Annotated in this window: 25 protein-coding genes, 1 tRNA gene and 1 pseudogene; 10 read left to right on the forward strand and 17 right to left on the reverse strand. The window is 65.8% G+C overall.

Annotated features, from left to right (window positions below; translation table 11 throughout):
• Positions 1–68 precede the first annotated feature (68 nt).
• From P9273_RS01670 to P9273_RS01695, 6 genes are all read left to right on the forward strand, one after another.
• Positions 69–860, forward strand: coding sequence for a cyclase family protein (locus P9273_RS01670; protein ID WP_040993905.1), 792 nt, complete (start codon positions 69–71; stop codon positions 858–860).
• 18 nt (positions 861–878) lie between these two features.
• Complete coding sequence (locus P9273_RS01675; RefSeq protein ID WP_278047346.1) at positions 879–2,450, forward strand: phytoene desaturase family protein; 1,572 nt, start codon at positions 879–881, stop codon at positions 2,448–2,450.
• The gene (locus P9273_RS01680; RefSeq protein ID WP_278047347.1) at positions 2,450–2,932 is read left to right on the forward strand and encodes a MarR family winged helix-turn-helix transcriptional regulator; all 483 of its coding nucleotides are present in this window, start codon (positions 2,450–2,452) and stop codon (positions 2,930–2,932) included. The genes P9273_RS01675 and P9273_RS01680 overlap by 1 nt, the downstream gene beginning before the upstream one ends.
• Before the next feature lie 46 nt (positions 2,933–2,978).
• The gene (locus P9273_RS01685) at positions 2,979–5,132 is read left to right on the forward strand and encodes an indolepyruvate ferredoxin oxidoreductase subunit alpha (RefSeq protein WP_278047348.1); all 2,154 of its coding nucleotides are present in this window, start codon (positions 2,979–2,981) and stop codon (positions 5,130–5,132) included.
• Positions 5,125–6,708, forward strand: a complete 1,584-nt coding sequence (locus P9273_RS01690; RefSeq protein ID WP_278047349.1) for an indolepyruvate oxidoreductase subunit beta family protein — start codon at positions 5,125–5,127, stop codon at positions 6,706–6,708. Before P9273_RS01685 ends, P9273_RS01690 begins: the two co-directional genes overlap by 8 nt.
• Positions 6,709–6,794: 86 nt before the next feature.
• Positions 6,795–7,067: a GCG_CRPN prefix-to-repeats domain-containing protein gene (locus P9273_RS01695; RefSeq protein WP_278047350.1), complete on the forward strand. Its 273-nt coding sequence runs from the start codon at positions 6,795–6,797 to the stop codon at positions 7,065–7,067.
• 54 nt (positions 7,068–7,121) lie between these two features.
• Here the strand turns inward: P9273_RS01695 and P9273_RS01700 are convergent, their stop codons facing one another.
• The 11 genes from P9273_RS01700 to P9273_RS01750 all read right to left on the reverse strand — a co-directional run bounded on the left by P9273_RS01700 (position 7,122) and on the right by P9273_RS01750 (position 13,748).
• Complete coding sequence (locus P9273_RS01700; protein ID WP_278047351.1) at positions 7,122–8,357, reverse strand: DUF1501 domain-containing protein; 1,236 nt, start codon at positions 8,355–8,357, stop codon at positions 7,122–7,124.
• Between the two features lie 19 nt (positions 8,358–8,376).
• On the reverse strand, positions 8,377–9,810 hold the full coding sequence (locus tag P9273_RS01705; protein ID WP_278047777.1) for a DUF1800 domain-containing protein: 1,434 nt from the start codon (positions 9,808–9,810) through the stop codon (positions 8,377–8,379).
• A 129-nt stretch (positions 9,811–9,939) separates the two neighbouring features.
• Positions 9,940–10,227 (reverse strand): GCG_CRPN prefix-to-repeats domain-containing protein, encoded by a 288-nt coding sequence (locus P9273_RS01710; protein ID WP_278047352.1) that lies wholly within the window; start codon positions 10,225–10,227, stop codon positions 9,940–9,942.
• Between the two features lie 112 nt (positions 10,228–10,339).
• Positions 10,340–10,783: a periplasmic heavy metal sensor gene (locus tag P9273_RS01715; RefSeq protein ID WP_040993919.1), complete on the reverse strand. Its 444-nt coding sequence runs from the start codon at positions 10,781–10,783 to the stop codon at positions 10,340–10,342.
• Entirely contained in the window at positions 10,780–11,229 is a 450-nt protein-coding gene (locus P9273_RS01720) for a hypothetical protein (protein ID WP_278047353.1), read from the reverse strand. The genes P9273_RS01715 and P9273_RS01720 overlap by 4 nt, the downstream gene beginning before the upstream one ends.
• A 74-nt stretch (positions 11,230–11,303) precedes the next feature.
• Positions 11,304–11,846 (reverse strand): RNA polymerase sigma factor, encoded by a 543-nt coding sequence (locus P9273_RS01725; RefSeq protein WP_278047778.1) that lies wholly within the window; start codon positions 11,844–11,846, stop codon positions 11,304–11,306.
• A gap of 45 nt (positions 11,847–11,891) precedes the next feature.
• Positions 11,892–12,317, reverse strand: coding sequence for an EF-hand domain-containing protein (locus P9273_RS01730; RefSeq protein WP_278047354.1), 426 nt, complete (start codon positions 12,315–12,317; stop codon positions 11,892–11,894).
• Between the two features lie 155 nt (positions 12,318–12,472).
• Complete coding sequence (locus tag P9273_RS01735; RefSeq protein WP_040986255.1) at positions 12,473–12,661, reverse strand: YodC family protein; 189 nt, start codon at positions 12,659–12,661, stop codon at positions 12,473–12,475.
• A gap of 200 nt (positions 12,662–12,861) precedes the next feature.
• Positions 12,862–13,074, reverse strand: coding sequence for a hypothetical protein (locus P9273_RS01740; protein WP_278047355.1), 213 nt, complete (start codon positions 13,072–13,074; stop codon positions 12,862–12,864).
• A gap of 353 nt (positions 13,075–13,427) precedes the next feature.
• Positions 13,428–13,503: transfer RNA gene (locus tag P9273_RS01745), tRNA-Thr, on the reverse strand.
• 41 nt (positions 13,504–13,544) lie between these two features.
• Entirely contained in the window at positions 13,545–13,748 is a 204-nt protein-coding gene (locus tag P9273_RS01750) for a hypothetical protein (RefSeq protein ID WP_278047356.1), read from the reverse strand.
• An 81-nt stretch (positions 13,749–13,829) separates the two neighbouring features.
• Here P9273_RS01750 and P9273_RS01755 point away from each other — a divergent pair, with 81 nt between their 5' ends.
• A complete protein-coding gene (locus tag P9273_RS01755; protein ID WP_278047357.1) occupies positions 13,830–15,026 on the forward strand; it encodes a hypothetical protein in 1,197 nt (398 codons plus the stop codon).
• Between the two features lie 162 nt (positions 15,027–15,188).
• On the opposite strand, the gene P9273_RS01760 is transcribed toward P9273_RS01755, so the two are convergent.
• Together P9273_RS01760 and P9273_RS01765 are read right to left on the reverse strand one after the other, a co-directional pair.
• The gene (locus tag P9273_RS01760; RefSeq protein WP_278047358.1) at positions 15,189–16,790 is read right to left on the reverse strand and encodes a cisplatin damage response ATP-dependent DNA ligase; all 1,602 of its coding nucleotides are present in this window, start codon (positions 16,788–16,790) and stop codon (positions 15,189–15,191) included.
• A gap of 232 nt (positions 16,791–17,022) precedes the next feature.
• On the reverse strand, positions 17,023–18,033 hold the full coding sequence (locus tag P9273_RS01765) for a ligase-associated DNA damage response exonuclease (RefSeq protein WP_278047779.1): 1,011 nt from the start codon (positions 18,031–18,033) through the stop codon (positions 17,023–17,025).
• 211 nt (positions 18,034–18,244) lie between these two features.
• Between P9273_RS01765 and P9273_RS01770 the strand changes: the two genes are divergently transcribed.
• The 3 genes and pseudogenes from P9273_RS01770 to P9273_RS01780 form a co-directional block, all read left to right on the forward strand.
• On the forward strand, positions 18,245–19,189 hold the full coding sequence (locus P9273_RS01770; protein WP_278047359.1) for a methyltransferase domain-containing protein: 945 nt from the start codon (positions 18,245–18,247) through the stop codon (positions 19,187–19,189).
• 122 nt (positions 19,190–19,311) lie between these two features.
• Complete coding sequence (locus P9273_RS01775) at positions 19,312–19,686, forward strand: hypothetical protein (RefSeq protein WP_278047360.1); 375 nt, start codon at positions 19,312–19,314, stop codon at positions 19,684–19,686.
• Between the two features lie 74 nt (positions 19,687–19,760).
• Positions 19,761–20,273, forward strand: a pseudogene (locus P9273_RS01780) (AAA family ATPase); the annotation flags it as partial.
• Positions 20,274–20,288: 15 nt separating this feature from the next.
• Here P9273_RS01780 and P9273_RS01785 read toward each other — a convergent pair.
• The 4 genes from P9273_RS01785 to P9273_RS01800 are packed head-to-tail and all read right to left on the reverse strand — an operon-like array spanning position 20,289 to position 25,127.
• Positions 20,289–21,230 carry a 2-hydroxyacid dehydrogenase gene (locus P9273_RS01785; RefSeq protein ID WP_040993940.1) on the reverse strand — a complete coding sequence of 314 codons (942 nt, stop codon included), beginning with the start codon at positions 21,228–21,230 and terminating at the stop codon, positions 20,289–20,291.
• Between the two features lie 38 nt (positions 21,231–21,268).
• Positions 21,269–22,897, reverse strand: a complete 1,629-nt coding sequence (locus P9273_RS01790; protein WP_278047361.1) for an ABC transporter ATP-binding protein — start codon at positions 22,895–22,897, stop codon at positions 21,269–21,271.
• The gene (locus tag P9273_RS01795) at positions 22,894–24,033 is read right to left on the reverse strand and encodes an ABC transporter permease (protein WP_278047362.1); all 1,140 of its coding nucleotides are present in this window, start codon (positions 24,031–24,033) and stop codon (positions 22,894–22,896) included. The genes P9273_RS01790 and P9273_RS01795 overlap by 4 nt, the downstream gene beginning before the upstream one ends.
• Positions 24,033–25,127, reverse strand: a complete 1,095-nt coding sequence (locus tag P9273_RS01800) for a microcin C ABC transporter permease YejB (protein ID WP_278047363.1) — start codon at positions 25,125–25,127, stop codon at positions 24,033–24,035. The genes P9273_RS01795 and P9273_RS01800 overlap by 1 nt, the downstream gene beginning before the upstream one ends.
• Between the last annotated feature and the right edge of the window lie 20 nt (positions 25,128–25,147).

Genomic DNA, 25,147 nt, shown 5'->3' on the forward strand with positions numbered 1-25,147 from the left:
TCGTCTAGTAGGTATATTAAGGGCCGCAACGAGCCTTGATGATCACGAACTAGAGGGAACGAAAGACCATGGACACGCAGAAACTCCTCGGCGAGGTCGCCAGCCAGCTGCTCTCGGGCGCGATCAAGGTGGTCGACCTGACGGCGCCACTCGGGCCTAACACGCCGCTGATCAAGCTGCCGCCGGAGCTTGCCGTCGACACGCCGAAGGTCGAGATCCACGAGATCTCCAAATACGACAAGAACGGTCCATGGTGGGCCTGGAACTGGCTGAAGCTCGGCGAGCATTCGGGCACGCATTTCGATGCGCCGCAGCACTGGATCACCGGCAAGGACTATCCGGACGGCGCCACCGACACCATTCCGGCGCAGAATTTCATCGGCCCGGTCAACGTCATCGATTGCTCCAAGGAGGCCGCTGCCGACCACGACTTCCTGCTCACCGTCGACCACATCAAGGCTTGGGAAGCCAATCATGGCGCCATCAATCCCGGCGAGTGGGTGGTGATGCGCACCGACTGGTACAAGCGCAACGGCTCGGAAGCGGAGTTCCTCAACGCCAACGAGACCGGTCCGCACACGCCCGGCCCGACGGCGGAGGCCATCCAGTTCCTGATCAGTAAGGACATCAAGGGGTGGGGCTCGGAGACGATCGGAACCGATGCCGGCAAGGCCGGCGGCATGGAGCCGCCATTCCCGGCGCACACGCTGATGCACAAGGCCAACCGCTATGGGCTGGCCAGCCTCTGCAATCTCGACCAGCTGCCGCCGAAGGGCGCGATCCTGATCGCCGCTCCGCTCAAGATCGAGCACGGCACCGGCAGCCCGATCCGCGCGCTGGCACTGGTGCCACGAGGTTAAAAAGTCAGGGCCACGACGATGAGCGACGTCGATCACATCATCGTCGGCAGCGGCATCAACGCCCTGGTTTGCGCTGCGATGCTTGGCACCAAGGGCGCCAGGGTGCTCGTGCTCGAGCGCAACGACCGCATCGGCGGCTGCATGCGCACCGAGGAGGCGACCGTGCCCGGCTTCGTCCACGACGTGATGGCGACGACGTTTGTGCTGTTCATCACCTCACCGGCTTTTGCCGCGCTCGGCAAGGACCTGGCGCGCCACGGGCTGGAGTTCTGCCACACCGGGACGCCCACCGGTGTGCTTCGGCCCGACGGCAGCCACGCCGTGCTCAGCACGGACCGCGCCGCCAACATCGCGGCGCTGAACCGGATCGCCTCCGGCGACGGCGACCGCCATGCCGCCGATGTGGGCGGCATCGAGCGCAATGCCGGGCTTCTGTTCGGCCTGCTCGGCGGCGCGCTCTGGTCTTATCCGACCACCAAGCTCATCGCCGGCGAGGCCTGGCGGCGCGGCCCGCGCCACCTCGCAGCCTTCATGGGCGAGGCGCTGGTGCCCGCGCGCGGCTGGCTGGAGACGACTTACAGTTCCGATCTCATCCGCGCGCTCTGGGCGCCGTGGGTGCTGCATGCCGGGCTCGGCCCGGAAGACGCGTTTTCCGGCCAGATCGCCAGGGTCATCGCCTTCGCGCTGGAGGCTGCCGGCGCACCGGTCGTCAAGGGCGGCGCAAGGAACCTGCTCGCCGCCTTCGAGGCGCTGATCAAGGAACGCGGCGGCGAAATCCGCGTCAATGCCGACGTCGACTCGATCGTCCAGAGCGGCGGCCGCGCCTCCGGCGTGCGGCTCGCCTCCGGCGAAACGGTGAGCGCCGCGAAAAGCGTCATCTGCTCGGTCACGCCGACACAGCTGTACGGCCGCCTGCTCGGCGACGCGGCTCCAAAGCGCGACGTAGAAGCGACGCGCGTCTATCGCTACGGCAAGGGCAACTTCCAGATCCACTACGCGCTCGACAAGCCACCGGCCTGGCGCGGCGAGGGCCTCGACAAGGTGGCGCTGCTGCACCTGACGCCGGGGCTCGACGGCGTCTCGAAAGCCTGCAACGAGGCGGTGCGCGGCCTGCTGCCGGAAGTGCCGACCATCTGCGTCGGCCAGCCGCATGCGCTCGACCCGTCGCGCTGCCCCGACGGCAAGGCGATCCTCTGGCTGCAACTTCCCGAGGCGCCGCGCCATATAAGGGGTGATGCCGCCGGCAAGCTCGAAGCGCCCGCCGATGGCCGCTGGACCGAGGCGCTGCGCGAGGCCTATGCCGACCGCGTCGAGGCGATCCTCGCCAACCACATCGACGGTTTCCGCGAGAGCGTGATTGCGCGCCGCGCCTATTCGCCGGCCGATCTCGAGGCAATGAACATCAACCTGGTCGGCGGCGATCCCTATGGCGGCTCGTCCACCATCGACCAATCCTTCCTGTGGCGGCCATTCAAGGCAAGCCGAAACCACGAGACCGGCATCAAAGGCCTCTATCACATTGGCGCCTCCACCCATCCGGGCGCCGGCCTTGGCGGCGGCTCGGGCTTCCTGCTGGCGGGGAGGCTCTGATGGAACAGAAGCTTCCCGAAAAACGCCAGCGCATCTCGACACTCGGCCAGATCGGCCTGCAGCAATTCGCGCCCTATCTGATGAACCGCATCATGGGCCGCTACAACGCCACTTTGCGCGAGGATTTCCGCAAGCAGGGCCTGACCATTCCGCAGGTGCGGACGCTCGCCGTGCTCTCGGTCACCGATGGCGTCACCGTCAACGACCTCTCTGTCTATACGGTGATCGAGCAGTCGACCTTGAGCCGCACGCTCGATACGCTGGAAGGCCAGGGCCTGGTGCGGCGCGAGCAGGGCGTCACCGACAGCCGCTTCCGCCATGTGTTCCTGACCGATGACGGCCGCGCGCTGTTCACCCGCGCCTGGCCTGCGATGCACGACGCCTTCGAGGCGATGTTCGACGGTGTCGACGATTCCGAATATGCCGCGCTGATCGCGATCCTGCAGAAGATGCTGAAGAACATCCGCAAGCACGACATTTGAGTTTGACCTACGCGCCGCCCGATAGCGGCAACGGAAGGAGGCAGAGATGGCCGAACGGTCTTTTGCCAAGGAAGTCGAAAAGCTGAGGCTCGGCGCCGGCGAGGAATTTTCCGGCGAGGGCATCCTCGCCATCACCAAGGCGCTCTTGCAATGCGGCGTCGGCTATGTCGGCGGCTACCAGGGCGCGCCGATCAGCCATCTGATGGATGTGCTGGCCGACGCGCAGGACATTCTGGGCGAGCTCGGCGTGCATTTCGAGGCGAGCGCCTCGGAAGCGACCGCCACGGCCATGCTCGCCGCCTCCGTGCATTATCCGATCCGGGGCGCCGCCACGTTCAAGTCGACGGTCGGCACCAATGTCGCTTCCGACGCGCTGGCGAACCTGGCGTCGGGCGGCGTCACCGGCGGCGCGCTGATCATCGTCGGCGAGGATTATGGCGAGGGCTCTTCCATCATGCAGGAGCGCAGCCATGCCTTTGCCATGAAGAGCCAGGTGTGGCTGCTCGACCCGCGCCCGAACCTGCCTTCGATCGTCAAGGCGGTCGAGGATGGCTTCGAGCTGTCCGAGGCCTCCAACACGCCGGTCATGCTGCAGGTGCGCATCCGCTGCTGCCACGTCCATGGCCATTTCACCGCCAAGGACAACAAGCGCCCGCCAATGTCGGTAGCCGACGCGCTGTCGGCGCCGCGCCGCGACACCGGCCGTATCGTGCTGCCGCCCGCTTCCTTCCTGCACGAGAAGGAGAAGGTCGCCAAGCGCTGGCCGGCTGCGGTGGAGTTCATCAAGAGCCGCAAGATCAACGAGATCTTCGGGTCGGACCATGGCTTGGTCGGCATCGTCATGCAGGGCGGCATGTACAATTCCGTCATCCGCGCGCTGCAGCGGCTCGGCCTTGCCGACACCTATGGCGACACCGATGTGCCGCTTTATGTGCTCAACGCCGTCTATCCGCTGATCGAGGACGAGTTCCTCGCCTTCTGCGAAGGCAAGCAGGCGGTGCTGGTGGTCGAGGAAGGCCAGCCTAACTACATCGAGCAGGCTTTCGCCGCGATGCTGCACAAGGCCGGCCGCGACACCAAGCTGGTCGGCAAGGAGCATCTGCCGATGGCCGGCGAATATACCGGCCAGGTGATGCTCGACGGCATCGGCTCCTTCCTGCGCGCCAATGCCCCGCATCTGCTGCCTGGCGAGGTGCGCGCGCCCAACAAGCTGGGCGAGGGCGTCGAAACGGCCGATCTGATCAATGTCGTTCCTGGTCGCCCGCCGGGCTTCTGCGTCGGCTGTCCCGAGCGGCCGATCTTCGCCGCAACGAAGCTGGTCGAGCAGGAACTCGGCAAGCACCACATCGCCTCGGACATCGGCTGCCATCTGTTCTCGATCATGCCGCCCTTCGAGCTCGGCGCCACCACCATGGGCTATGGGCTTGGGCCGGCTTCTGCTTCGGCTTTCAATTCACCGGAAGCGAAACGCCGCTCGATCTCCTTCGTCGGCGACGGCGGCTTCTGGCACAACGGCCTGACCTCCTCGATCGGCAATGCCGTCTTCAACAAGAATGACGGCGTCATCGTCATCGTCGATAATTTCTACTCGGCCGCCACCGGCGGCCAGGACATCCTGTCCTCGCGCGCCAACAACAGAACGAAGTCCACAAAACATCCGATCGATGAAGCGGTGAAGGGCATGGGCGTCAAATGGCTGCGCCACATCGACCGCACCTATGATGTCGGCAAGATGCGGGCGGCCCTGCGCGACGCGCTGACCACCAAGGAGAAGGGCCCGAAGGTCATCGTCGCCTCGTCCGAATGCATGCTCAACCGCCAGCGCCGCGAGAAGCCGCTGGTCGACAAGGCGATCAAGGGCGGCGAGCGGGTGGTGAAGCCGAAATTCGGCGTCGACGAGGACGTCTGCACGGGCGACCACGCCTGCATGCGGCTCTCCGGCTGCCCGTCGCTGTCGGTGAAGACGCTCGACGATCCGCTGCGCGACGATCCGGTGGCCTCGATCGACCAGAATTGCGTCGGCTGCGGCAATTGCGGCGAGGTGGCGGATGCGGCCGTGCTCTGCCCCTCCTTCTACCGCGCCGACGTCGTCCACAATCCGAGCCGCTGGGACCGTTTCCTCGAAAGCGCGCGCCGCGCCGTGATCGGTCTTCTGCAGCGCCGCCGCGAGAGCCGCCGTTTGATGTTCGCCGATGCTTGATCAGGCTTCTCCCCTGCGCCCGAAATCGGGCGCCCATGACGACGAGCAGGTGATAAAACTCGCTGTGCTCGCGGTCGGCGGTCAGGGCGGCGGCGTGCTTGCCGACTGGATCACCGACGTCGCCGAGCGCAACGGCTACATCGCCCAGTCGACCTCGGTGGCCGGCGTCGCGCAGCGCACCGGCGCGACGATCTATTACATCGAGATGGCCCGCGACACCGGCCGGCTGCCGGTCTTTGCGCTGTCGCCCTCGCAGGGCGACGTCGACATCCTGATCGCTGCCGAGCTGATGGAAGCCGGCCGCGCCATCATCCGCGGCTTCGTCACGCCCGAGCGCACGACGCTGATCACCTCCTCGCACCGCATCGCCGCCGTGTCGGAGAAGATCGAGCCGGGCGACGGCCGCGCCTCGTCCGAAAAGGTGCATGCGACGGCGCAGGCGGCGGCCAAACGCTTCATCGCCTTCGACATGGAAAAGATCGCCGCCGACAACGGCACCATGATCTCGGCCAGCCTCCTCGGCGCGCTGGCCGGCTCCGACGCGCTTCCCTTTACCCGTGAAAGCTACGAACAGGCGATCGGCGCCGGCGGCCGTGGTGTCGGGCCAAGCCTCGCCGCCTTCGGCGCGGCTTACGATCGCGCGCGCGGCATCGCGGCAGCGCCGGCGGGCGACAAGGCAGCGAAACCGGCCGCGACCGAAGCCCGTGCAACGGCAAAGGTCAGCGGCCCGGAAACGCTGCTGAAAGGCTGGCAGGAGCTTGCCGCCCGCGTCGCCGCGCTGCCGGAGCCGGTGCGCGACATGGCCGAACGCGGCCTGAAGAAGGTCGTCGACTACCAGGACATCGCCTATGGCGGCGAATATCTCGACCGGCTGGGCAGAGCGGTGGCGCTCGACAATGCGGAGCGCGGCTACGCGCTGTCGATCGCGGCGGCGAAGCATCTCGCCAATGCCATGTGCTACGACGACATGATCCGCGTCGCCGACCTGAAGACGCGCTCGGCCCGCGACAAGCGGGTGCGCAAGGAAGTCGGTGTCAAGCAAGGTTCGGTCCTCCAGGTCACCGAATATTTCCATCCGCGCATCGAGGAGTTTTGCGGCACGCTTCCTGCTGGGCTCGGCAGCTACATCGAGAACCGCCCAAAACTCGCGGCCTTCCTCGACCGCCGCATCAACCGCGGCCGCCATATACGCACCGACAGTTTCACCGGTTTCGCCATGCTATGGTTCATCGGCGGCCTGCGCCGCTGGCGCCGCCGCCTGCTGCGCCACAAGGTCGAGCTCGAGCATCTGGAGCGCTGGTACGAACTGGCGCTCAGCCACGCTCGCCAAGACTACGCTTTGGCCACCGAAATCCTGAACTGCCGCCGTCTGATTAAGGGCTACAGCGACACTCATGCCCGCGCCCAGTCGAAATTCGACCGCGTGCTCTCGGCGCTGCCGATGCTCAAAGGCCGCGAGGACGCTGCCGATTGGATCCGCCGTCTGCGCGAGGCAGCGCTGAAGGACGAGAAAGGCGACATGCTGGACGGCGCACTGAAGACGGTGGCGACGCTCAATGAAGGCGCCGCCCGCTAACGAAGATGTGATCCGCACCGCTCCGACGGAATTCCGCCCTGTCCTCCGTTTCACGGAGGTAGGGATGAATCACGGAGACGAACCTTATGCTCACCAAGTATTTTCTGCCCGTCGCCTTGGCAGCCGGCACCTTGATGCTGTCCGGCGCCGGCTCGCAGGCCATGCCGCTTGTCAGGCCGAGTGCCGCGCCGCTGCCGATCGAGAGCGTCGGCTGGCGCTGCGGTCCCGGCTGGCACATGAACCGCTGGGGCAGATGCGTGCCGAACGGCCGGGTGATCATCCGCCCGATGCATGTGCGCCACTGGCATCCCGGTTTCTGGCATCACGGCCGCTGGCACCCAGGCTATTGGACCTGGTGATCGCTCTCGGATCGCCGTCGACGCCCGCGCTGGCAACGGCGCGGGCGTTTTCGTTCACGCCACCAGATTCCGCATCGGTTTCACCGTCGCCGACTCCGGAAACACCTTGTCGCCGAGCACCGCAGCGGAAAGCCCGAACTGATCCGCCAACAGCCCTTTCAGCACTGCGCGCACGTCGCTGGTCGGCGCGAGGTCGCGGCCTTCATAGAGCTGCGCAGCCTTCAGTCCCGGCCAGTTGGCGATGACGCGGCCGCCCTTGATCGCGCCGCCGGCCAAAAGCACCACCGTGCCGGTGCCGTGGTCGGTGCCGACGGTGCCGTTGATGCGTGCCGTGCGGCCGAACTCGGTGATCGCGACGACCGCCGTGTCCTGCCAGCGCTCGCCAAGCCCCTTCTCGAATTCCTCGAAGGCGCCGTCGAGGCCGCCGAGCAGATTGGCGAGCCGGCCGGTTGCGCCGCCTTCGTTGACATGCGTGTCCCAGCCGTCGAAGGCTAAAGCCGCGATGCGCGGCCCGTCATCGGCCGCCATCAGCCGCGCCGCGCCCTGTGCCGACTGCCGCATGCCTGCGGCATTGTCGAGGCCGCCTTTCGGCGTCATCGTCTTGCCGTCGAGCTGATCGCCCATCGCCATCCGGTCGGCGTCGAGCCCTTTTTGAAGTGCTGCCGCCAGCACCGGGTCTCGATGATTGTAAAGATCGAGCACGCGCTCCGCCAAGGCGTCGCCGGGCGCCGGCAACGCCTGCGGCGCCCAGCCGAGCACGGGGGCGACGCCGCGGATCACCAGCGGCGTCGAAGGCCCGACCGCCAGCCCTCCCAGCTTCGCCACCCGCTCGCCTGCCGGCAGGCTGGCCAATGCCCGGTTCAGCCAGCCCGTGGTGGCATTGCCGGGGCCGGGCAGGCCGCTTTCCAGCACGTCCTGGCCGTCGAAATGCGAGCGGTCGCGATAGCCGGTCGCCGCCGCATGCACCACCGCAGCCTGGCCCGCCTTGAACAGGCGCGCAAACACCGGCATTGCCGGGTTGACGGCAAAGAAACCGTCAAGCGGCAATGCCGGGTTGGCGCCTGAGAGCGAAAGCGCGATGTCGCCATGCAGGCCGGCATAGTCGGGATCGCCCACCGGCCCGACCGTCGACAGCCCGTCCAGCGCGCCGCGCAGCACGATGACGATCAGGCGCGGGTCGCGCTTGTCGGCGGCGCGCGCGAAGCGCGGCAGATAGGCCCAGGCAAACAGCGCGCCGCCACTCATCAGCACCGCGCGACGGGACAGGCTGGGGGTTTCGCAAAGGCTCATGGCCATCTCCATAGCTAGCTCACCGGCGCTGGAATTCGGGCGCCATCAACAGCAGCGCCAGGCCCTGCTGCTTGGACTCCGCCCGTGAAATCGCCTGCCGCGTCTCGGCCGAGACGGACGTGCCGATGATGGAAGCCAGCGTCTCGTCGGGATCGCCGGTGTTATCCGCCTGCTTCGCGGCCTGCCAGGCGATGTCCAGCCGCGTCTTCAGACCCTCGGCGGAGGCCCATGCATCCGTCCGGTCGGAAAAGCCGTTCGGCCCCGGCGGTTGCCACAGCGGCTCACCGAGCACGCTCAGCCAGCGAAGCGACCGTTGCGGTTCGTTGCCGGCGGTAGCGCCGACCGCCCGCCGCAGCGCCACGACATAGTCCAAGGGCGAGCGCAGCTTCGTGAGCGGCGTCGACCAGGCCTCGGGCATGTCGATCAGCGTCAATGCGATCGAGCGCAGGTCGCCGTCGGTCTTGGTGAAGACCGTGGCCAGGCGGGCGACCGCTGACGGCGGCGGATCGTCGGCGATGAAATGGCGGGCAAGCTTGGTGGCGATGTGCTGCGCGGTGGCCGGGTGGCGGGCGATGTCGTTGAGTGCGGCCTCCGCCTGGCCCATGCCGCCGTCGGGATAAATCTTGCCGAGCAGCACCGCCTTGCCCGGCTGGTGCGCGTTGGCGTTGAAGACGAAGCTTCCCGGCTCCCCAAGCCGCCCCTCGCGGCCCGCCATCGTCCAGCCGGTCAGCATGGCGGCGAAACTGGTGACGTCGGCCTGGGTATAGCCGCTGCCGACGCCGAGCGTGTGCAACTCCAGGATCTCGCGGGCGAGGTTCTCGTTGAGGCCGCGTCCGCGCCGCTTGCCGGCGCGGGAATCGGGGCCGACGGACTGCCGGTTGTCGAGATAGAACAGCATCGCCGGATGGTGCTCGACGGCCAAAAGCATATCGGCGAAGCGGCCGAGCACGAAGGGGCGGATCGCCTCGCGTTCGAAGGCGCCGGCGCTGGCCCGCACGACAGGCGCCTTGGCGACCGAAACGCAGAAATGGTTCGACCAGAAGCCGACAAGGCGCTCCACGAAGCCTGGCGCCGCCGCGAGCGCCTTGTCGAAGCGGACCTGCGCCTCGTCGCGATAGATATCTGCCTCGACACGCGGCACCGCGGGTTTGGCTTTTGCCACGGCTGGGCCGGGTGGATCATCCGCTGCCATTGGCCGCATGGCGGCCGCCGCCTTCTCATCCCGCGCCGCCTTGCGCTCCATGGCCGCCGCCATGCTGGCCTGGATCGCCGCGGTGCTGTCCAGCAGCCCGGCATTCCGCGGGTCGTCGGGGGAAATGAGCGCGATGTCCTGCTGCTTGAGCTCGGCCTTGAGGTAGCCGCGCGGATCGGCGGCGATCTTGCCGAACTCGTCGCCGGGTTTTGCGCCGAGGCCGAAGCGGTGGAGCGCTACCAGCGCCGGATCGGGGGACATGGACTGTGAAACCGGTGCGGCCAACGAAGCCTCCGTCCGAGCCCGACGCATATCGCGTCGTCCGACATATTGCATGATCGCAAGAGCGCTCATGGCACCGGCCGCAGCACCGGCCCCATGAGCGGACCATCACCAGCGGCGCCAGTGGTGCCAGCGGTGGTAGGGATGCCAGACCGGGCCGATATAGACGCGCGGTCCGCCCCAGTAATAATAGCCGGGATAGATCACGCGGCGATTGGGCACGCAGCGGCCCCAATAATTGGGATGCCAGCCCGGACCGCAGCCCCAGGCGACGTGCTCTATCATTGCGGGCGCCGGAGCGATCGGTGCGATCGGCATCGCCGAGGCGGCGCTCGCGGCGGCTGTTCCGCCGATGGCGAGCGCTGCCGCGAGCGAATATTTCGTCAGACTGTTCATGGGATACTCCCCAATATTTCGAGGTTGAAGAGAACCTGCCCGCCGCCGAAGGTGGTCACAGGCCTGTCCCTCTTTCCCTTGAACGGAGCGCGCCCGCCCTTTCCGTCGCTGCCTATGGCGATTTTTTTGCAGGCGGCGGCTGCCGGCCGGCGCGCCGAAGCAGTGCGTCTGCCAGCAATTGGCGGTCCTCCAGCGATCCCGATGCGGCGAATTCGATGATGCGCTGTTCCAGCCGGGTGCGGACCGTCACATCGGCATTGCGCGCGCGCTCGAGCGCGGCGGCAAGCGCGTTGCTGTCGAGGGTCGGCTGCTGCAGGAGGTGCGCCGCCTCGCGCCGCGCAGCCTGTCCATCGAGGATCACGTCGCGGGACTCTCGGCGCACCTCACGCAGCGCCTGGCGGAAGACCTTGCGGTCGGCGGCCGGCAATCTGCCGCCGGCCGATTCCAGCGAATAGCCCGGATTGGACTTGCCGATCAGCCAGCCCGCCCCGCCCGCGAGCGCGCCGATCAGAAAGACGTTGAGTACCAGGGATGCCGCGACGAGACGGGGGTTCATAGATCCTCCTCGGCCTGATCGGCGTCGGGGCCGGCATCGCCGAACGACGTCGCATTGGCGTCCATCACATAGTGATCCGACTGGATATCCGGGGCAACGACGGTCACCAGCGCCAGCCCGGCCATGGCGCCGGCGAGCCCGACGCCCGCAAGCCCGAAGCCCAGCCACCAGAATCGCCGGCGGCGTTCCTGCCTGACCTCGCCTGCGGCGCGGGCGACGATCATGCGATGAAGCGCCGGGCTGGGTGCTTCGACCCGATAACGGTCGAGCACGGCGTCGAGCCTGCCGGCGCGCTCCAGGATGGCGCGGCCTTGCCCGGTCTCGGCAAACAGCATTGCGGCGGCCTGCTCGGCTGGCGGCCAGCGGTGCAAGGCGCTGCCATAGGCATCCGCCAGCGCGGCGAAGCGCCCGGCATCCATCGGCCCGTCCGTGGTTTTCTCAGCCATCCCGTTTCCCCTTGCGCCGTTCCGGCGTGGCGCGCCGCGTCCTTCCCCGTGAAGCCGGCAATGCCCTTGCTGTCTCAGTCATTGCCATCATCTCCAACGAGCATGGCCTGCAACGAGCGGCGACCCCGCGCGAGCAGACTTTCCAGCGCATCGACGCTGACCTGCATGGCGCCGGCGGCCTCGATGTTGGACAGCTCCTGATAATAGACCAGCACGATCGCCTCGCGCTGGCGCGGCGCGATGCGCTGCAAAGCCTGGTTGACCCTGCGCTCTTCGTCGCCCGGCATGGCATCGGGGAGCGGTGCCTCGTCCGCCAGTTCCGGCAGCTCGTCCGTCGTCCATTCGCGCCGGCGTCGCAGCCGGTCGTAGCAGAGGTTGAGCGCGACGCGGTGGATCCAGGTGTCGAAGCGTGCCTGGCCTTGGCGCCAGCCCGAGGCGTGGCGCCAGATGCGCACGAACGTCTCCTGAGCCACGTCCTCGGCCTCCGCCGCGTCGCCGAGCATCCTTGTGGCCAGGGCCAGGATGAGCGGCAATTTGCGCGCCACCATCGCCTGCACGGCGGCGGGGTCGCCGGCGCCGATGCGGCGTACCAGTTCCTCGTCCGGATCGGCGCCCATCATCCCGGGCGCTCGCGACTGTCATTGTGCGGCATAGCCTCTTGGTCATTGCTCCAGCTTGGGAGCGGATTTGTGGCCCGGCCTCTCGTCGGCGCTAAGCACGCCGTCGCTGTTCTTGTCGAGCCTGGCGAAGCGCTTGGCGAGGAAGGCGTCGAGCTCGCCTCTGTCGAGGAAGCCGTCCTTGTTGGTGTCCATGCGCGCGAAGGATTTGGCTGGATCGCCCTTGGCTTTGCGCGCGGTCTGGAAAGCGGTCCACTCGGCCAGGCTGACCTTGCCGTCATCATCGGTGTCGGCCCGCATGAACGCCTTTTCCCGGCGCGCCTCGAATTTCTCCAGCGTCAGGCCGGACTTGGCAGCAGCCGAGCTGTCTGGCGTCGTCTGGGCGGGCGCAGGGGCCGGCGTCGTCGCCTGGGCGACCGCGGCCGCGGTCTGCAAGCCAAGCACAACGGCGAATAGGGTGGGGCGGATCATGCTCTCGTCTCCGGTTGGGCGCGGCCATTGGCGGCCACGCTTCAGCCGTTGAACGCGGCGACGAGCAAAATCCGTCGGTCCTTTTTCGACCGGGCAGAAATCCTCGGAATCCGACGCCGCCGCGGCGAAGGATTCCTCAGGACAGGAGCTGACGACTATCTCGGCTGGTCGACGACCACCAACTGGTCCGGCTTGAAACCTGCATGCTGCGGCGTCCAGACGTCGCCCTCGCGGTTGAACCAGTGGCACAGATACGTGCCGGAAGCCGCGCCGTCGCTGACGGTCATTTCCGGGCCTCCGGATTTCAGCCTGACGACGTCTCCGGTCTTGAAACTATTGGGCATTTCGACCTCCCATGCTGACAAAGGGAGTTTCCCACCAACATCGATTCCCGACAATGGCCGAGATGCGCATGTGAAGTGGTGCAGGGCGCGAAGGCGTGGAAAACTGGTGCTGCTTGTGCGGCAAGCCGGGCGGCCTGAAGGCGTGGCCGGATCATGTCGGGCGCTTGGAGCCGAGCGAGCGGCCCGATCGTTCCTTGGGTTCAATCGGTGTCGCGCTGGGGAGCGGGCGGCTGCCCCGATTGGCTGTCGTCTCCGGCCGGGCGGACGGTCATGGACCTTTCATCGGGCCACAATACTTGCGCCTTCATCACCGCCGCCAAAAGATTGTCTGCTTCGACGCTTCCGATTACAGTCAGAAGCGGTTTGTTGCCTTCTGCTTCGAAATCGACGTGGTAGACCGTCCAACGCCTCATTGCATTTCCGACAACTTCCGTCTCGGCACGGCACGCGGATGGAAGCCCGGCTCGCATTTTGTGGTTAGGATTTGAGGTCCTGCAAGCCGGGCATGCACCGACCGATGGGCGGGGGGCTTGGGGTTATCGGCCGGCGCGATCGCGAGACTGTCTGATTTGCCCGCTCGCCCACAATCGACCGAGGTCCATCCTGCCGGACGCATTGGTCCGAAAGGGCCAAAGATATAGCCCCTTATTCCGTTGGGGCAGATTACCCCCGCCGATGATCTTTTGTCACCTGCCCCGTCGCCTGGCGTTCACGGGCACCGCTCAACGATCGGCTTCGGTAATGGTTTGGTTCTCGTGGAGAAATTTGGTGCCGCTTGCGTGACTCGAACACGCGACCCCATCATTACGAATGATGTGCTCTACCAACTGAGCTAAAGCGGCCCGGGAAGCGTCAGGCTTCCAGAATGGGCTGGGTGATAGACTCAACCGCTCGCTAATTCAAGATGGGCAGCGGTGAATTCCGGTCTCGCCGGCGGCAATTCCGATCTACGGTTACCGCGCGACGGGCCTGCAGCGGCGTGCGGGCCGCCTGTCCCTTGCACCGGGCTGACCGGTGCGGTCGCGCCGGCGGTGACGAAAAATGTTGATTCTTCAACAAAAAATGCCGAAATGGCTTTGACCGGCAAGGCAGCCGCTCGCCGTTGATCGATTGGTCGTCCGCGGCTGACGATCAGACAACCGGCAGCGAACGCGCAGAGGGAGCTCGTTTGGACCCCATCGAGAAAGCGATCCGCAATGCCTTCGAGAAAGGCAATGCCGAGGACCGGGCGTTCCGCGAGAAGGTCTATCGATCGGCATTTGCCGCGCTCGACCGCGTCCTGCAGGCCAATCCGAACGTCACGGTCGAGGCCGCCATCAGCCGCCGCAAGGCGGTGCAGGCCAAGATCACGGAGATCGAATCAGAGTTCCTGCCGGCCGTCCCCGATGTGACGCTGCCGCCGGAAAACGTCGTGCCGGCCGGCAATGGCGCGCCGGATCCGCGCGTCGAGGCTCCTGCCGTATCGGCCGCGCCGTCGGTCGACGCGCCACGGCCGCCGTCGCAATCCGCGCCGTCGCCCTCGATCACCGTTGACGGGCCGGTGCAGCCCGATGCCTCTGACCGGCCGCATTCGCGCGTGCTGCCGCGTGTGCCCGACATCATGCCGGACGAGACGGCGCTTCCCGATGCGCCCTCGCTCGATGATTCGCCGGGCGCCCCGGTCGGCAACGGCGCCCAGGTCGCGCCCGACCCCGACGAGCGGCGCATCAGGGGCCGGCGCCTGCCGCTCACCGCGATCTTCGTCGTCGCGACGCTGCTCGCGGCCGCCGGCATAGGCCTCTATTTCGCCAAGCAGACCGGTGTCTTCAAGACGGCGGCCGAGCTCAACACCGGTCCGCCGGAGCCGGCGCCGACGCTGGACGATGAGGATTCCTCCCAGCCGGCCGAACCCGGCTCGCCGCAGAAGCCGGGCCAAGCGGACCAGTCGAAGAACTGGATCAACGTCTTCTCACCCGCCGATCCGACGCATGTCAGCGCGCCGTCCGACGCCGCTGCCGAGGTGATGAGGGACGATACCGGCCAATTCCTGCGCATCCGCTCGGGCGCGTCGGGCTCGGCCATCGCATTCGATGTCGGCCAGGGCGTGCTGGAGAAGCTTGCCGGCAAACATGCCATGTTCGACATCGTCGCCCGCTCGGAAGAGGGCAAGGAGACGCAGATCTCGATCGATTGCAATTTCGGCGATCTCGGCGATTGTGGCCGCAAGCGCTACGCGGTCGGCCACGAGCGCAACGAATACCTGTTCGACGTGCAGTTCCCGGACAAGCATCCGGGCGCGGCCGGCACCATCGCGATCAACTCCGACTTCGATCAGAAGGGCAAGTCGGTCGATATCTACGAGATACGTGTTTCGATCGCGCAGTGACCGTGTCGCTCTATCTGCAACGCTGGCTCTTCACCCCGCCCGCGCCTTCGGCGCGGCCTCCCCATCAACGGGAGGTAGGGGATTAGCGCCACGTCCTACTTCCCCTCGATGGGGAGGTCGGCGCGAACCGCCGGGTGGGGTGCTGCGCCTTCATTGGATTTTCTAGTCGTCCAGCAGCGCCTGCAGCGTCTCGATGCGGTCGGCTTCCGCTGCCGGCTTGTCCCAGCGCAGCCGCGAGATGCGGGGAAAGCGCATGGCCACGCCCGATTTGTGGCGCGTCGAGCGGTTGAGGCCTTCGAACGCCACCTCCAGCACCAGGCCGTTCCTGCGGTCGGCGCGCACCGAGCGCACCGGCCCGAAACGCTCGATCGTGTTGTCGCGCACATATTTGTCGATCTCTCTCAGCTCCTCGTCGGTGAAGCCGAAATAGGCCTTGCCGACCGGCACCAGCTCCTCCGAGCCCTCGGGGCCGGACCAGACGCCGAATGTATAATCGGAATAGAAGCTGGAGCGCTTGCCGTGGCCGCGCTGCGCATACATCAGCACCGCGTCGATGGTGTGCGGATCGCGCTTCCACTTGAACCAGGGCCCTTTCGGCCGGCCGGCAAGGTAGGGCGAATCCCAGCGCTTCAGCATCACCCCCTCGATGATCGGATGCGGCGGCGCCTGGCGCAGCCGCTCCAGCGTCTCCCACTCGGCGAACGCGACCAGCGGCGAGAGATCGAAGCGGCTGGGATCGAGGGTCTTGACGAAGGCTTCGAGCCGCTTGCGGCGCTCGGCGAAGGGCAGCGCGCGCAAATCCTCCCCGTCGATCTGCAGCGCGTCGTAGCAGCGCATGAACGCCGGGTATTGCTGCTGGATCTTTGGCGAGACGCTCTTGCGGTTCAGCCGCTGCTGCAGGTCGGAGAAGGTTCCGGTCGCCTCGCGCGGGTCGCCGACCAAAAGCTCGCCGTCCAGCGCCGCTTCGAAATTCATAGCGGCGGCAAGGTCCGGGAAGGCTCCGGACACGTCGTCGCCGGTACGCGAATAGAGCCTGCGGACGCCGCCTTCGCACACCGCCTGCACGCGGATGCCGTCCCATTTCCACTCGGCCGCATAATCGGCCGGCTCGAGCTTTTCGAGGTCGTTGTCATCGACGGCGTTGGACAGCATCACCGGGCGGAACAGCGCGAGCGCCGCGCTCCTCGGCTTTTCCGCCCGGCCCTCCAGCCAAGCGAACAGCTCGTTGTAAGGCGGCGCCAGACCGTGCCAGAGCTCCTCGATCTCGGCGACGTCGACCTTGCCGAGGTCGGCCAGCGCCTGCTTGGCGAGCCGCGCCGACACGCCGATGCGCAAGCCGCCGGTGACCAGCTTGATGATGGCGAAGCGCGCCGAGATGCTGGCGTCGTCGAGCAGCCGCGCTAGCACCCTGGGTCCGTCGGAGCGGCTCGCCGCCTGCAGCCTGCCGACCACCTCGGCCAGCGTCGGCACATGATTGGGGATGTGCCCTTGCGGTTGCGGCCAGACCAGCGACACGGTCTCGGCGAGATCGCCGACATAATCGTAGGAATAGCCGAACAGCACCGGATCCATGCGCTCGACCACCAGCGCGCGCAACATCGCCGGCTTTACCGCGGCGATGTTGAGATCGCCGGTGATGGCGGCAAGCGCCAGCCCGCGATCGGGGTCCTCGACGCTGCGGAAATAATCGGTGAGAAGCGTCAGCTTGCCGTTGCGCGACGGCGTCAACACCAGACGGTCGAGGAGCTCGGCGAAGCGGTTCATGCGCGACACGACAATGGCGAAGGCCGGCGCGAGGCGCCCCCCTCTGGCCTGCCGGCCATCTCCCCCTCCAAGGGGGAGATCAGATGCCGCGCCGGCTTTCGCCAATCTCTAGCGTGGCCGGAGATGCGCCGGCACTGAAACTGCCAATCTCCCCCCTTGAGGGGGAGATGTCCGGCAGGACAGAGGGGGGCGCCGTAGAACTCGGCGGCGGCGATTGGCGAACACTGTTCCATCAATCGCCCTCGTCCTCATACCCCACCAGATGCAGCGGCCGCGCCGCGATGCCCTCGAGCTCGCACCAGCGCACCAGCGCTTCCTCGCGGCCATGCGTGACCCAGATTTGCTCCGCGCCGGTTTCCTTGATCGTGATGATCAGCTCGTCCCAGTCGGCATGGTCGGAAATGATCAGCGGCAGCTCGACGCCGCCCTGCTTGGCGCGCTGGCGGATGCGCATCCAGCCCGAGGCGAAGCAGGAGATCGGGTCCGGGAAACGCCGCGCCCAGCGGTCGGCGAAGGCTGACGGCGGCCCGACGACGACCGCGCCGACGAAATCAGCCTTGCCGCCGCTTTCAACCGTCGCCGGCTCGAGCCGGCCGAGATCGATGCCCTGGCCTTGATAATATTGGCTGAGCTTGGCCAGCGCGCCGTGGATATAGATCGGCCCGTCGTAGCCGGCGTCGCGCAAAAGCCGCATCACGCGCTGCGCCTTGCCGAGCGCATAGGCGCCGATCAGATGCGAGCGCTCGGGAAACTGCGCCGCCGATTTCAGCACGCGTGCGATCTCCTCATGGTCCGGCGGATGGCGGAACACCGGCAAGCCGAAAGTCGCCTCGGTGATGAAGACGTCGCACGGGATAGGCTCGAACGGCAGGCAGGTGGCGTCATTCTGGCGCTTGTAGTCGCCGGAGGCGACGATGCGTATGCCTCCATGCTCGACGCAGATCTGCGCCGAGCCCAGCACATGCCCGGCCGGATGGAAGGTGACCGCGACACCGTTGATGTCGAGTGTTTCGCCGAGCGTGGCCGCCTGGGTCGTTCCGGCGAAATCCTCGCCATAGCGAAGCCCCATGATGTCGAGCGTCTCTTGCGTGGCCAGCACTGAGCTATGGCCGGATCGCGCATGGTCGGAATGGCCATGCGTGATCAGCGCCCGCCCGACGGGCCGCACCGGATCGATGAAGAAATCGCCGGGCGGGCAGTAGAGGCCTTCCGGGCGGGGCTTGAGCAGGTCGCTGGCGCGCATGGCTTTGAACATAGTGGCTAAATTTGCCGCGGGAAGCCTGTTGCAAGAGACTGCTGACTCGTCTTGGATCGTGATGGCGTTTCGTTGAAACGCCATCACGATCCAACTCTTGGTTGGAGCATGATCTCTCTCCGAAAACCGGTTCCCACTTTTCGGGATCATGCTATGGAACCCTTCGCCGGCCAGCTTTGCCGGCGGGACCCCTTCACGCATGAAACCGCTCCAGGCTTCGTCGGGCGATTTGAACGCCGACCGTCGCGCCGATTTCGCCGAGATGCTGCTCGCCTCGGGCGAGCCCGCGCAGGCGGCCGAGCTTCTGCTCGGCGCGCTGGAACTGGCGCCGCGATGGGCCGCGGGCTGGTTTCGCCTCGGCGAGATGCAGGAGGCGGCTGGCCTTCCCGACCAGGCCGCGCAGGCCTGGGCCATGGCGCTACATCTGGAGCCCGCTGACCGCCTTGGCGCTGCGCTGAAGCTCGAGCTGATCGGCAAGGCGTCAGCCGCAGCGGCGCCGCCCAGCGCCTTTGTCGAGACCCTGTTCGACCACTACGCCGACAGTTTCGAGGACTCGCTCGTCAAAAAGCTCGGCTACGGCCTGCCGGATTTTCTTGAGCGCGCCATCGGCAAGGCACGGCACGGCCGGTTCCGGCTGGCCCTCGATCTCGGCTGCGGCACCGGCCTGATGGGCGAAAGGCTGCGCCCTTTCGTCGACCGGCTGGAGGGCTACGACATCTCGGCCGGCATGCTGAAGAAGGCGAAAGCCAAGGGCATCTACGACCGGCTGGCCAAGGCCGACCTTCAGCATTTCACGCACACCGGCGACAGGGCCGACCTGGTGGTCGCGGCCGACGTGTTCATCTATCTGGGCGCCCTCGACCGCATCATCGGCGCGGTTGCGAACATACTTGCCGAGGACGGAATATTCGCCTTTTCGCTCGAGACGCTTGCCGGCGGCGGCGATTTCGCCCTTTTGCCGTCACGGCGCTATGCCCATTCCGAAGCCTATGCGCGGCGATTGCTAGGGGCGAACGGATTTGCGGTTCTGTCGCTGCAAAGCTTGGTTATCCGGCACGACCGGGGTGATCCGGTCCAAGGCCTGGCCATCGTTGCCGGCTTCGCCGCTGCAGCCGTCGAGGTGATAACTCCGGCAGCCGCATGAACCGGATCTTGCTGCGAAAAAGCCCGAATGGCATGGTCCGGGTAGCGCGGGGCGGATACCAAATGTTTTGCGCAATTCCGAGCGGAAAGCCCTTTCCTGGAATTGCCCCAAAGGAGGGATCCATGCGCTGGACCATGATTGTGTTGGCGTCCTGCCTGACGGTTGCCGGCTGTGTCGGCGGCACGTCGCTGGCCGAGCGCCAGGACGAGGATGTCCAATCCTCACTGCAATATGACGATGTGCCTTGCGACCAATTGCTGGCGCAGCGCAATCAGTTGGCGCGCCAGAACAATCTGCCCGTCACCGCCAAGCCGAGCTTCTCCAATCCGGCGATGGGCTTCGGCCCGTTCATACCTGACACCCGCTCCAAGGCGCAGCGCGCCAGCAACAAGGCGAGCGGCGAGATCGATGCCATGAACCGCTCGATCGACCGCCGCGACTGCGGCAAGCCGAAGAAGAAGGAGACGTTGGGGCTGCCCGGCTCGAAGCCTTCCTGAGAAGCCGGCATTCGATAGTCGTTTAGCGCTTGAGCGGATCGCCGAGCGTCTGACCGCGCTTGAAAGTCCACCCGATGAATCTCTCGGACCTCGGCGACCGCATCTGCATTCTGGGACCGTCCAATAGCGGCAAGTCCACCCTTGCCGACGCGATTGCGCGCAAGCGCGGTTTGGAAGCCGTTCACCTCGATCAGCTCTTTCACCTGCCTAATACGGATTGGCAGCAGCGTCCGAGGAACGAATTCATTGCCCTGCACGATGCAGCCATCGCCGGCGAGCGCTGGGTGATGGAAGGAAACTACTGGCTTTGCATGCCGCAGCGCCTTCGGCGGGCGACAGGTCTGATCCTGCTGGATATCTCCACGCCCGCAAGTCTGTTGCGTTACTTTCGGCGAACGCTGTTCGAGACCAAGCGGCATGGCGCGTTGGAAGGCGGGCGCGACAGCGTTAAACGGGACATGATCCATCACATCGCCGTCACCACGCCGCGAAACCGCAGCAAATACCGGGCAATGTTCGAAGGGCTCGATCTGCCGAAGCTGCAGCTGTCCTCGTTGCGGGCGATCAAGCACTGCTTCCGGGACTGGGGTTTTGACCCTCGATTAATACCCCGCCTCTCTGTCGACCAGATTGTCGAGCTTTTCGCCTCGCTCGAAGGCAGCCATCTGCCGAAGCATGATCGGCACCAGATGAGCGGGGTCCGACGTCGCCGCCGCATGCGGTGTGACGAACACTTTCGGATGGCTCCACAGGGGGCTGGTCTTCGGCAGCGGCTCGACCTCGAACACGTCGAGGCTCGCCTCCTTCAGCGTGCCGTCGTCCAGCGCGCGCACGATGTCGGCGTCCTTCTGCAGGCGCCCGCGCCCGGCATTGATCAGCACGGCACCGCCAAGGCCGTTGCGCCGGCGCAGTTCCTTGAGCAGCCCGTAATTGACGATGCCTTGGGTTTGCGGCGTCAGCGGCAAGAGCACGACGAGGATGTCGGTGGCGTTGAGGAACGGGATCAGCCCTGCCTCGCCGGAATAGGTCGAAACGCCCTGCATCGGTCGGTCGCTGCGCGACCATCCGTTGACGGCAAAGCCGAGCGACAGCAACGCCGAAGCCGCGGCGCGGCCGAGGCTGCCAAGCCCCATGATGCCGACCGAGATGTCTCCCGCCACTCTTTGCGGCGGCTCGTGCCAGATCTTCTTCTGCTGCTGGACCCGGTATAGCGAGGCCTGGCGATGGTGGTCGAGCACGCGCCAGACAACATATTCAACCATGTGCTGGGTGAGATTGTCGGCGACGATCTTGACGATCGGCACGTCGGGCAGGCCGGGATCGGCAAAGATATGGTCGACGCCGGCGCCGATCGAGAAGATGGCGCGCAGATTGGGCAGCGACTTGAGAAGGTTGGGCTTCTGCTTCCACACCACCGCATAGGTGATCGACGGATCGTCGGCGCCGTTCGGCTCCAGCACGACCTCGCGCTCGGCCGAAAGCAACTCATGCCAGCGCTGCGGGTGGATGCCCGTGAGGGCAAGCAGGATTTTGCCTTTTTCCATTCTCGGAGTTTTTCTTCCCTGTTGTTTTGGCTGGTCGGCTATTCACTGACCACGCCGGTCGGTGCCGTCTCGATCTTGAAGGCCGCCGCCATCAGCGCCCGCGTATAGTCGGTTTGCGGGCTGCTGAAAATCTGCTCGGAAGGGCCCGCCTCGACGATCTGGCCATTGCGCATGACGATGACGTCATTGGCAAGGGCACGCACCACCTTGAGGTCGTGGCTGATGAAGAGATAAGCGAGATTGTGCTTGGCCTGCAGGCCGCGCAGAAGGTCGACCACTTGCGCCTGCACGCTCATGTCGAGCGCCGAGGTCGGCTCGTCGAGCATGACGAAACGCGGGTTGAGCACCATGGCGCGGGCGATGGCGATGCGCTGGCGCTGGCCGCCGGAAAACTCGTGCGGGTAGCGGTGGCGCGTTTCGGGATCGAGGCCGACCTCCTTCAGCACGGCGACGACCTTGTCGTCGCGCTGGTCGGCCGAGAGCTTCGGCTCGTGGATCTCCAGCCCTTCCTCGATGATCTCGGAGACCGACAGGCGCGGGCTGAGCGAGCCGAACGGATCCTGGAAGACGATCTGCAATTCGCGCCGCAGCGGCCGCATGGCGCTGAAGGAGAGGTGGTTGATGTCGCGTCCGTTGAAATTGATCGTGCCCGTCGAGGAGATCATCCGCGCCAGCGCCAGCCCGAGCGTCGTCTTGCCCGAGCCGGATTCGCCGACCACGCCCAGCGTCTGTCCGGCCCGCACCGTGACGTCGATGCCGTCCACGGCCTTCACATGATCGACGGTCTTGCGGAAGAAGCCCTTCTTGATGGGGAACCAGACCTTGATGTCCTTGCCCGTCATGACGGATTTGGCGCCCGGGTCGGCCGCGGGCGGCTTGCCCTTCGGCTCGGCTGCCAGCAGATGCTTGGTGTAGTCGTGCCGCGGGTTGGCGAAGATTTCCCTGGTCGGGCCCGTCTCGACGATCTTGCCCTTGGTCATCACGCAGACGCGGTCGGCGATCCTGCGCACGATGCCGAGATCATGCGTGATGAACAGGAGCGACATGCCCTTGCGGGCTTTGAGCTTCGCCAGCAGTTCGAGGATCTGCGCCTGCACGGTGACGTCGAGCGCCGTCGTCGGCTCGTCGGCGATCAGAAGCTCCGGCTCGTTGGCCAAGGCCATGGCGATCATCACGCGCTGGCGCTGGCCGCCGGAGAGCTGGTGCGGATAGGCGTCGAGACGCTTTTGCGGATCGCGGATGCCGACCTCGGTGAGCAGCTCCAGCGTGCGCGCGCGGGCGGCTTGATCGCGCATGCCCTGATGCAGTTGCAGCACCTCGACGATCTGCTGTTCGATCGTGTGCAGCGGGTTGAGCGAGGTCATGGGCTCCTGGAAGATCATGGTGATCTTGTTGCCGCGCACACCGCGCAATGCCTTCTCGTCCATGGCGAGCAGATCGTCGCCGCCGAACAGGATCTTGCCTGAGGGATGGCTGGCGGCGGGATAGGGCAGAAGCTTCAGCACCGACAGCGCCGACACCGATTTGCCCGAGCCGGATTCGCCGACCAGGGCAACCGTCTCGCCCTTGGCGATGTCGAATGAGACATGGTCGACGGCGATCGACCGGTTGCCGCCCTGCGCGAAGGCGACGCTCAGATCTTGGACGGACAGCAGGGCTTCGCTCATTTGAACGTCTTGCGCGGATCGAAGGCGTCGCGTGTCGCCTCGCCGATGAAGACCAGCAGGGACAGCATCACCGAGATGACGATGAAGCCGGAAATGCCGAGCCAGGGGGCGTTGAGGTTGCGCTGGGCCTGTTTCAGCAGCTCGCCGAGCGAAGCCGAGCCGGGCGGCAGGCCGAAGCCGAGATAGTCGAGCGAGGTCAACGTCGAGATCGAGCCCGAGAGCAGGAAGGGCAGGAAGGTCAGCGTCGCCACCATGGCGTTCGGCAACAGGTGCCGGAACATGATGGTGAGGTTGGGCACGCCGAGCGCGCGTGCGGCGTTGACATATTCGAAGTTGCGGGCGCGCAGGAATTCGGCCCGCACCACGCCGACCAGCGCCACCCATGAGAACAGCAGCATCAGGCCAAGCAGGATGAAAAAGCCGGGCGGCAGGATGGCCGAGACGATGAGCAGGAGGTAGAGTACCGGGATCGCCGACCAGATTTCGATGAAACGCTGGAAGAGAAGGTCGGTCCAGCCGCCGAAATAGCCTTGCACCGCGCCGGCCGCGACGCCGATCAGCGACGAGCCGAGCGTCAGGATCAGGCCGAACAGAACCGAGATGCGGAAGCCGTAGAGCACGCGCGCCAGCACGTCGCGGGCCTGGTCGTCCGTGCCCAGCCAGTTCCAGTTGCCGACGGTGCAGTTCTCGTCGGCCTCCCCCTTCGGGTACTGACTGCAACGTTTGCTTTTATCGTAAAGCCAGGATGGTTTCGCCGGCGCCGGTTCCGGAATGGCGTTGTTGACTGTCTGATAGGAGTAACGGACCGGCGGCCAGACCATCCAGCCATTGGAATTGATCTCGTCCTGGATCACCGGATCGCGATAGTCGGTGACGGCATAGAAACCGCCGAACTTCTCCTCCGGATAGGCGACCAGCACCGGAAACAGGATCTCGCCCTTGTAGGAGGCGATGATCGGCTTGTCGTTGGCGATCAGCTCGGAAAACAGCGACAGCACGAACAGGAACAGGAAAATCCAGAGCGACCAGTAGCCTCGCCGGTTGGCCTTGAAATTCTGCAATCGCCTCTGGTTGAGCGGCGACAGAAATGGCCTGCGGGGCCGCGCCGGCGCGCTTTCGATCGCGGCCTCGGCCATCAGATGTCTCTCCGCTCGAAGTCGATGCGCGGATCGACCCAAGTGTAGATCAGATCGGACAGAAGGCCGACGAACAGGCCAAGCAACGAGAAGATGTAGAGGGTGGCGAACACCACCGGATAATCCCGGTCGATCACCGACTTGAAACCGAGCAGGCCGAGCCCGTCGAGCGAGAAGATGTTCTCGATCAGCAGCGAGCCGGTGAAGAAGGCCGAGATGAAGGCGCCGGGAAAGCCGGCGATCACGATCAGCATGGCGTTGCGGAAGACATGGCCGTAGAGCACCTTACGCTCTGACAAGCCCTTGGCGCGCGCCGTCACGACATATTGCTTGCGGATTTCCTCAAGGAAGGAGTTCTTGGTGAGCAGGGTGGTCGTCGCGAAAGCCGAGAGCACGAGCGCCGTCAGCGGCAGCGTCATGTGCCAGAAATAGTCGGCGATCTTGGCGGGCCACGACAGCTGAGCCCAATTGTCCGAAACGATGCCGCGCAACGGAAACCAGTCCCAGAACGAGCCGCCGGCGAACAGCACCATGAGCATGATGCCGAACAGGAAGCCGGGAATGGCATAGCCGACGATGACGACGCCGCTTGTCCATACGTCGAAGGTCGAGCCGTCCTTCACCGCCTTGCGGATGCCGAGCGGGATCGAGATCAGGTAGGATAAAAGCGTGATCCACAGGCCGATGGAGATGGAGACGGGCATCTTCTCCAGGATCAGGTTCAGCACCGAGATATCGCGGAAATAGCTGTCGCCGAAATCGAAGCGGATATAGTTCCACAGCATCATGCCGAAGCGCTCGAGCGGCGGCTTGTCGAAGCCGAACTGCTTTTCCAGCTTCTTGATGAATTCGGGATCGAGCCCCTGTGCGCCGCGATATTTCGAGCCGACATCGCCGGCAACGTCGAAATTGCCGCCGCCGGCATCGCCGCCGCCGCTGCCGAGGCGATCGTTGCCGCCCTGGTTGGTCAGCCGGGCGATCACCTGCTCGACCGGCCCGCCCGGCGCGAACTGGATGACCGCGAAGGAGATCGCCATGATGCCGAACAGCGTCGGGATCATGAGGAGAATGCGGCGCAGGATATAGGCGCCCATCAGGCGACGGGCCCCGCGCG

The organism is Mesorhizobium sp. WSM4935, from assembly GCF_029625735.1.
In the GTDB taxonomy this organism is placed as follows: domain Bacteria; phylum Pseudomonadota; class Alphaproteobacteria; order Rhizobiales; family Rhizobiaceae; genus Mesorhizobium.

Coding starts and splice junctions, on each gene's coding strand:
- P9273_RS01770 (WP_278047359.1), top strand. CDS start 18,245: ATGAAACCGCTCCAGGCTTCGTCGGGCGATTTGAACGCCGACCGTCGC.
- P9273_RS01790 (WP_278047361.1), bottom strand. CDS start 22,897: ATGAGCGAAGCCCTGCTGTCCGTCCAAGATCTGAGCGTCGCCTTCGCG.
- P9273_RS01675 (WP_278047346.1), top strand. CDS start 879: ATGAGCGACGTCGATCACATCATCGTCGGCAGCGGCATCAACGCCCTG.
- P9273_RS01715 (WP_040993919.1), bottom strand. CDS start 10,783: ATGAACCCCCGTCTCGTCGCGGCATCCCTGGTACTCAACGTCTTTCTG.
- P9273_RS01695 (WP_278047350.1), top strand. CDS start 6,795: ATGCTCACCAAGTATTTTCTGCCCGTCGCCTTGGCAGCCGGCACCTTG.
- P9273_RS01740 (WP_278047355.1), bottom strand. CDS start 13,074: ATGAGGCGTTGGACGGTCTACCACGTCGATTTCGAAGCAGAAGGCAAC.
- P9273_RS01680 (WP_278047347.1), top strand. CDS start 2,450: ATGGAACAGAAGCTTCCCGAAAAACGCCAGCGCATCTCGACACTCGGC.
- P9273_RS01730 (WP_278047354.1), bottom strand. CDS start 12,317: ATGATCCGCCCCACCCTATTCGCCGTTGTGCTTGGCTTGCAGACCGCG.
- P9273_RS01765 (WP_278047779.1), bottom strand. CDS start 18,033: ATGCGCGCCAGCGACCTGCTCAAGCCCCGCCCGGAAGGCCTCTACTGC.
- P9273_RS01795 (WP_278047362.1), bottom strand. CDS start 24,033: ATGGCCGAGGCCGCGATCGAAAGCGCGCCGGCGCGGCCCCGCAGGCCA.
- P9273_RS01690 (WP_278047349.1), top strand. CDS start 5,125: ATGCTTGATCAGGCTTCTCCCCTGCGCCCGAAATCGGGCGCCCATGAC.
- P9273_RS01775 (WP_278047360.1), top strand. CDS start 19,312: ATGCGCTGGACCATGATTGTGTTGGCGTCCTGCCTGACGGTTGCCGGC.
- P9273_RS01710 (WP_278047352.1), bottom strand. CDS start 10,227: ATGAACAGTCTGACGAAATATTCGCTCGCGGCAGCGCTCGCCATCGGC.
- P9273_RS01670 (WP_040993905.1), top strand. CDS start 69: ATGGACACGCAGAAACTCCTCGGCGAGGTCGCCAGCCAGCTGCTCTCG.
- P9273_RS01685 (WP_278047348.1), top strand. CDS start 2,979: ATGGCCGAACGGTCTTTTGCCAAGGAAGTCGAAAAGCTGAGGCTCGGC.
- P9273_RS01760 (WP_278047358.1), bottom strand. CDS start 16,790: ATGAACCGCTTCGCCGAGCTCCTCGACCGTCTGGTGTTGACGCCGTCG.
- P9273_RS01700 (WP_278047351.1), bottom strand. CDS start 8,357: ATGAGCCTTTGCGAAACCCCCAGCCTGTCCCGTCGCGCGGTGCTGATG.
- P9273_RS01785 (WP_040993940.1), bottom strand. CDS start 21,230: ATGGAAAAAGGCAAAATCCTGCTTGCCCTCACGGGCATCCACCCGCAG.
- P9273_RS01705 (WP_278047777.1), bottom strand. CDS start 9,810: ATGTCCCCCGATCCGGCGCTGGTAGCGCTCCACCGCTTCGGCCTCGGC.
- P9273_RS01720 (WP_278047353.1), bottom strand. CDS start 11,229: ATGGCTGAGAAAACCACGGACGGGCCGATGGATGCCGGGCGCTTCGCC.
- P9273_RS01800 (WP_278047363.1), bottom strand. CDS start 25,127: ATGGGCGCCTATATCCTGCGCCGCATTCTCCTCATGATCCCGACGCTG.
- P9273_RS01725 (WP_278047778.1), bottom strand. CDS start 11,846: ATGGGCGCCGATCCGGACGAGGAACTGGTACGCCGCATCGGCGCCGGC.
- P9273_RS01735 (WP_040986255.1), bottom strand. CDS start 12,661: ATGCCCAATAGTTTCAAGACCGGAGACGTCGTCAGGCTGAAATCCGGA.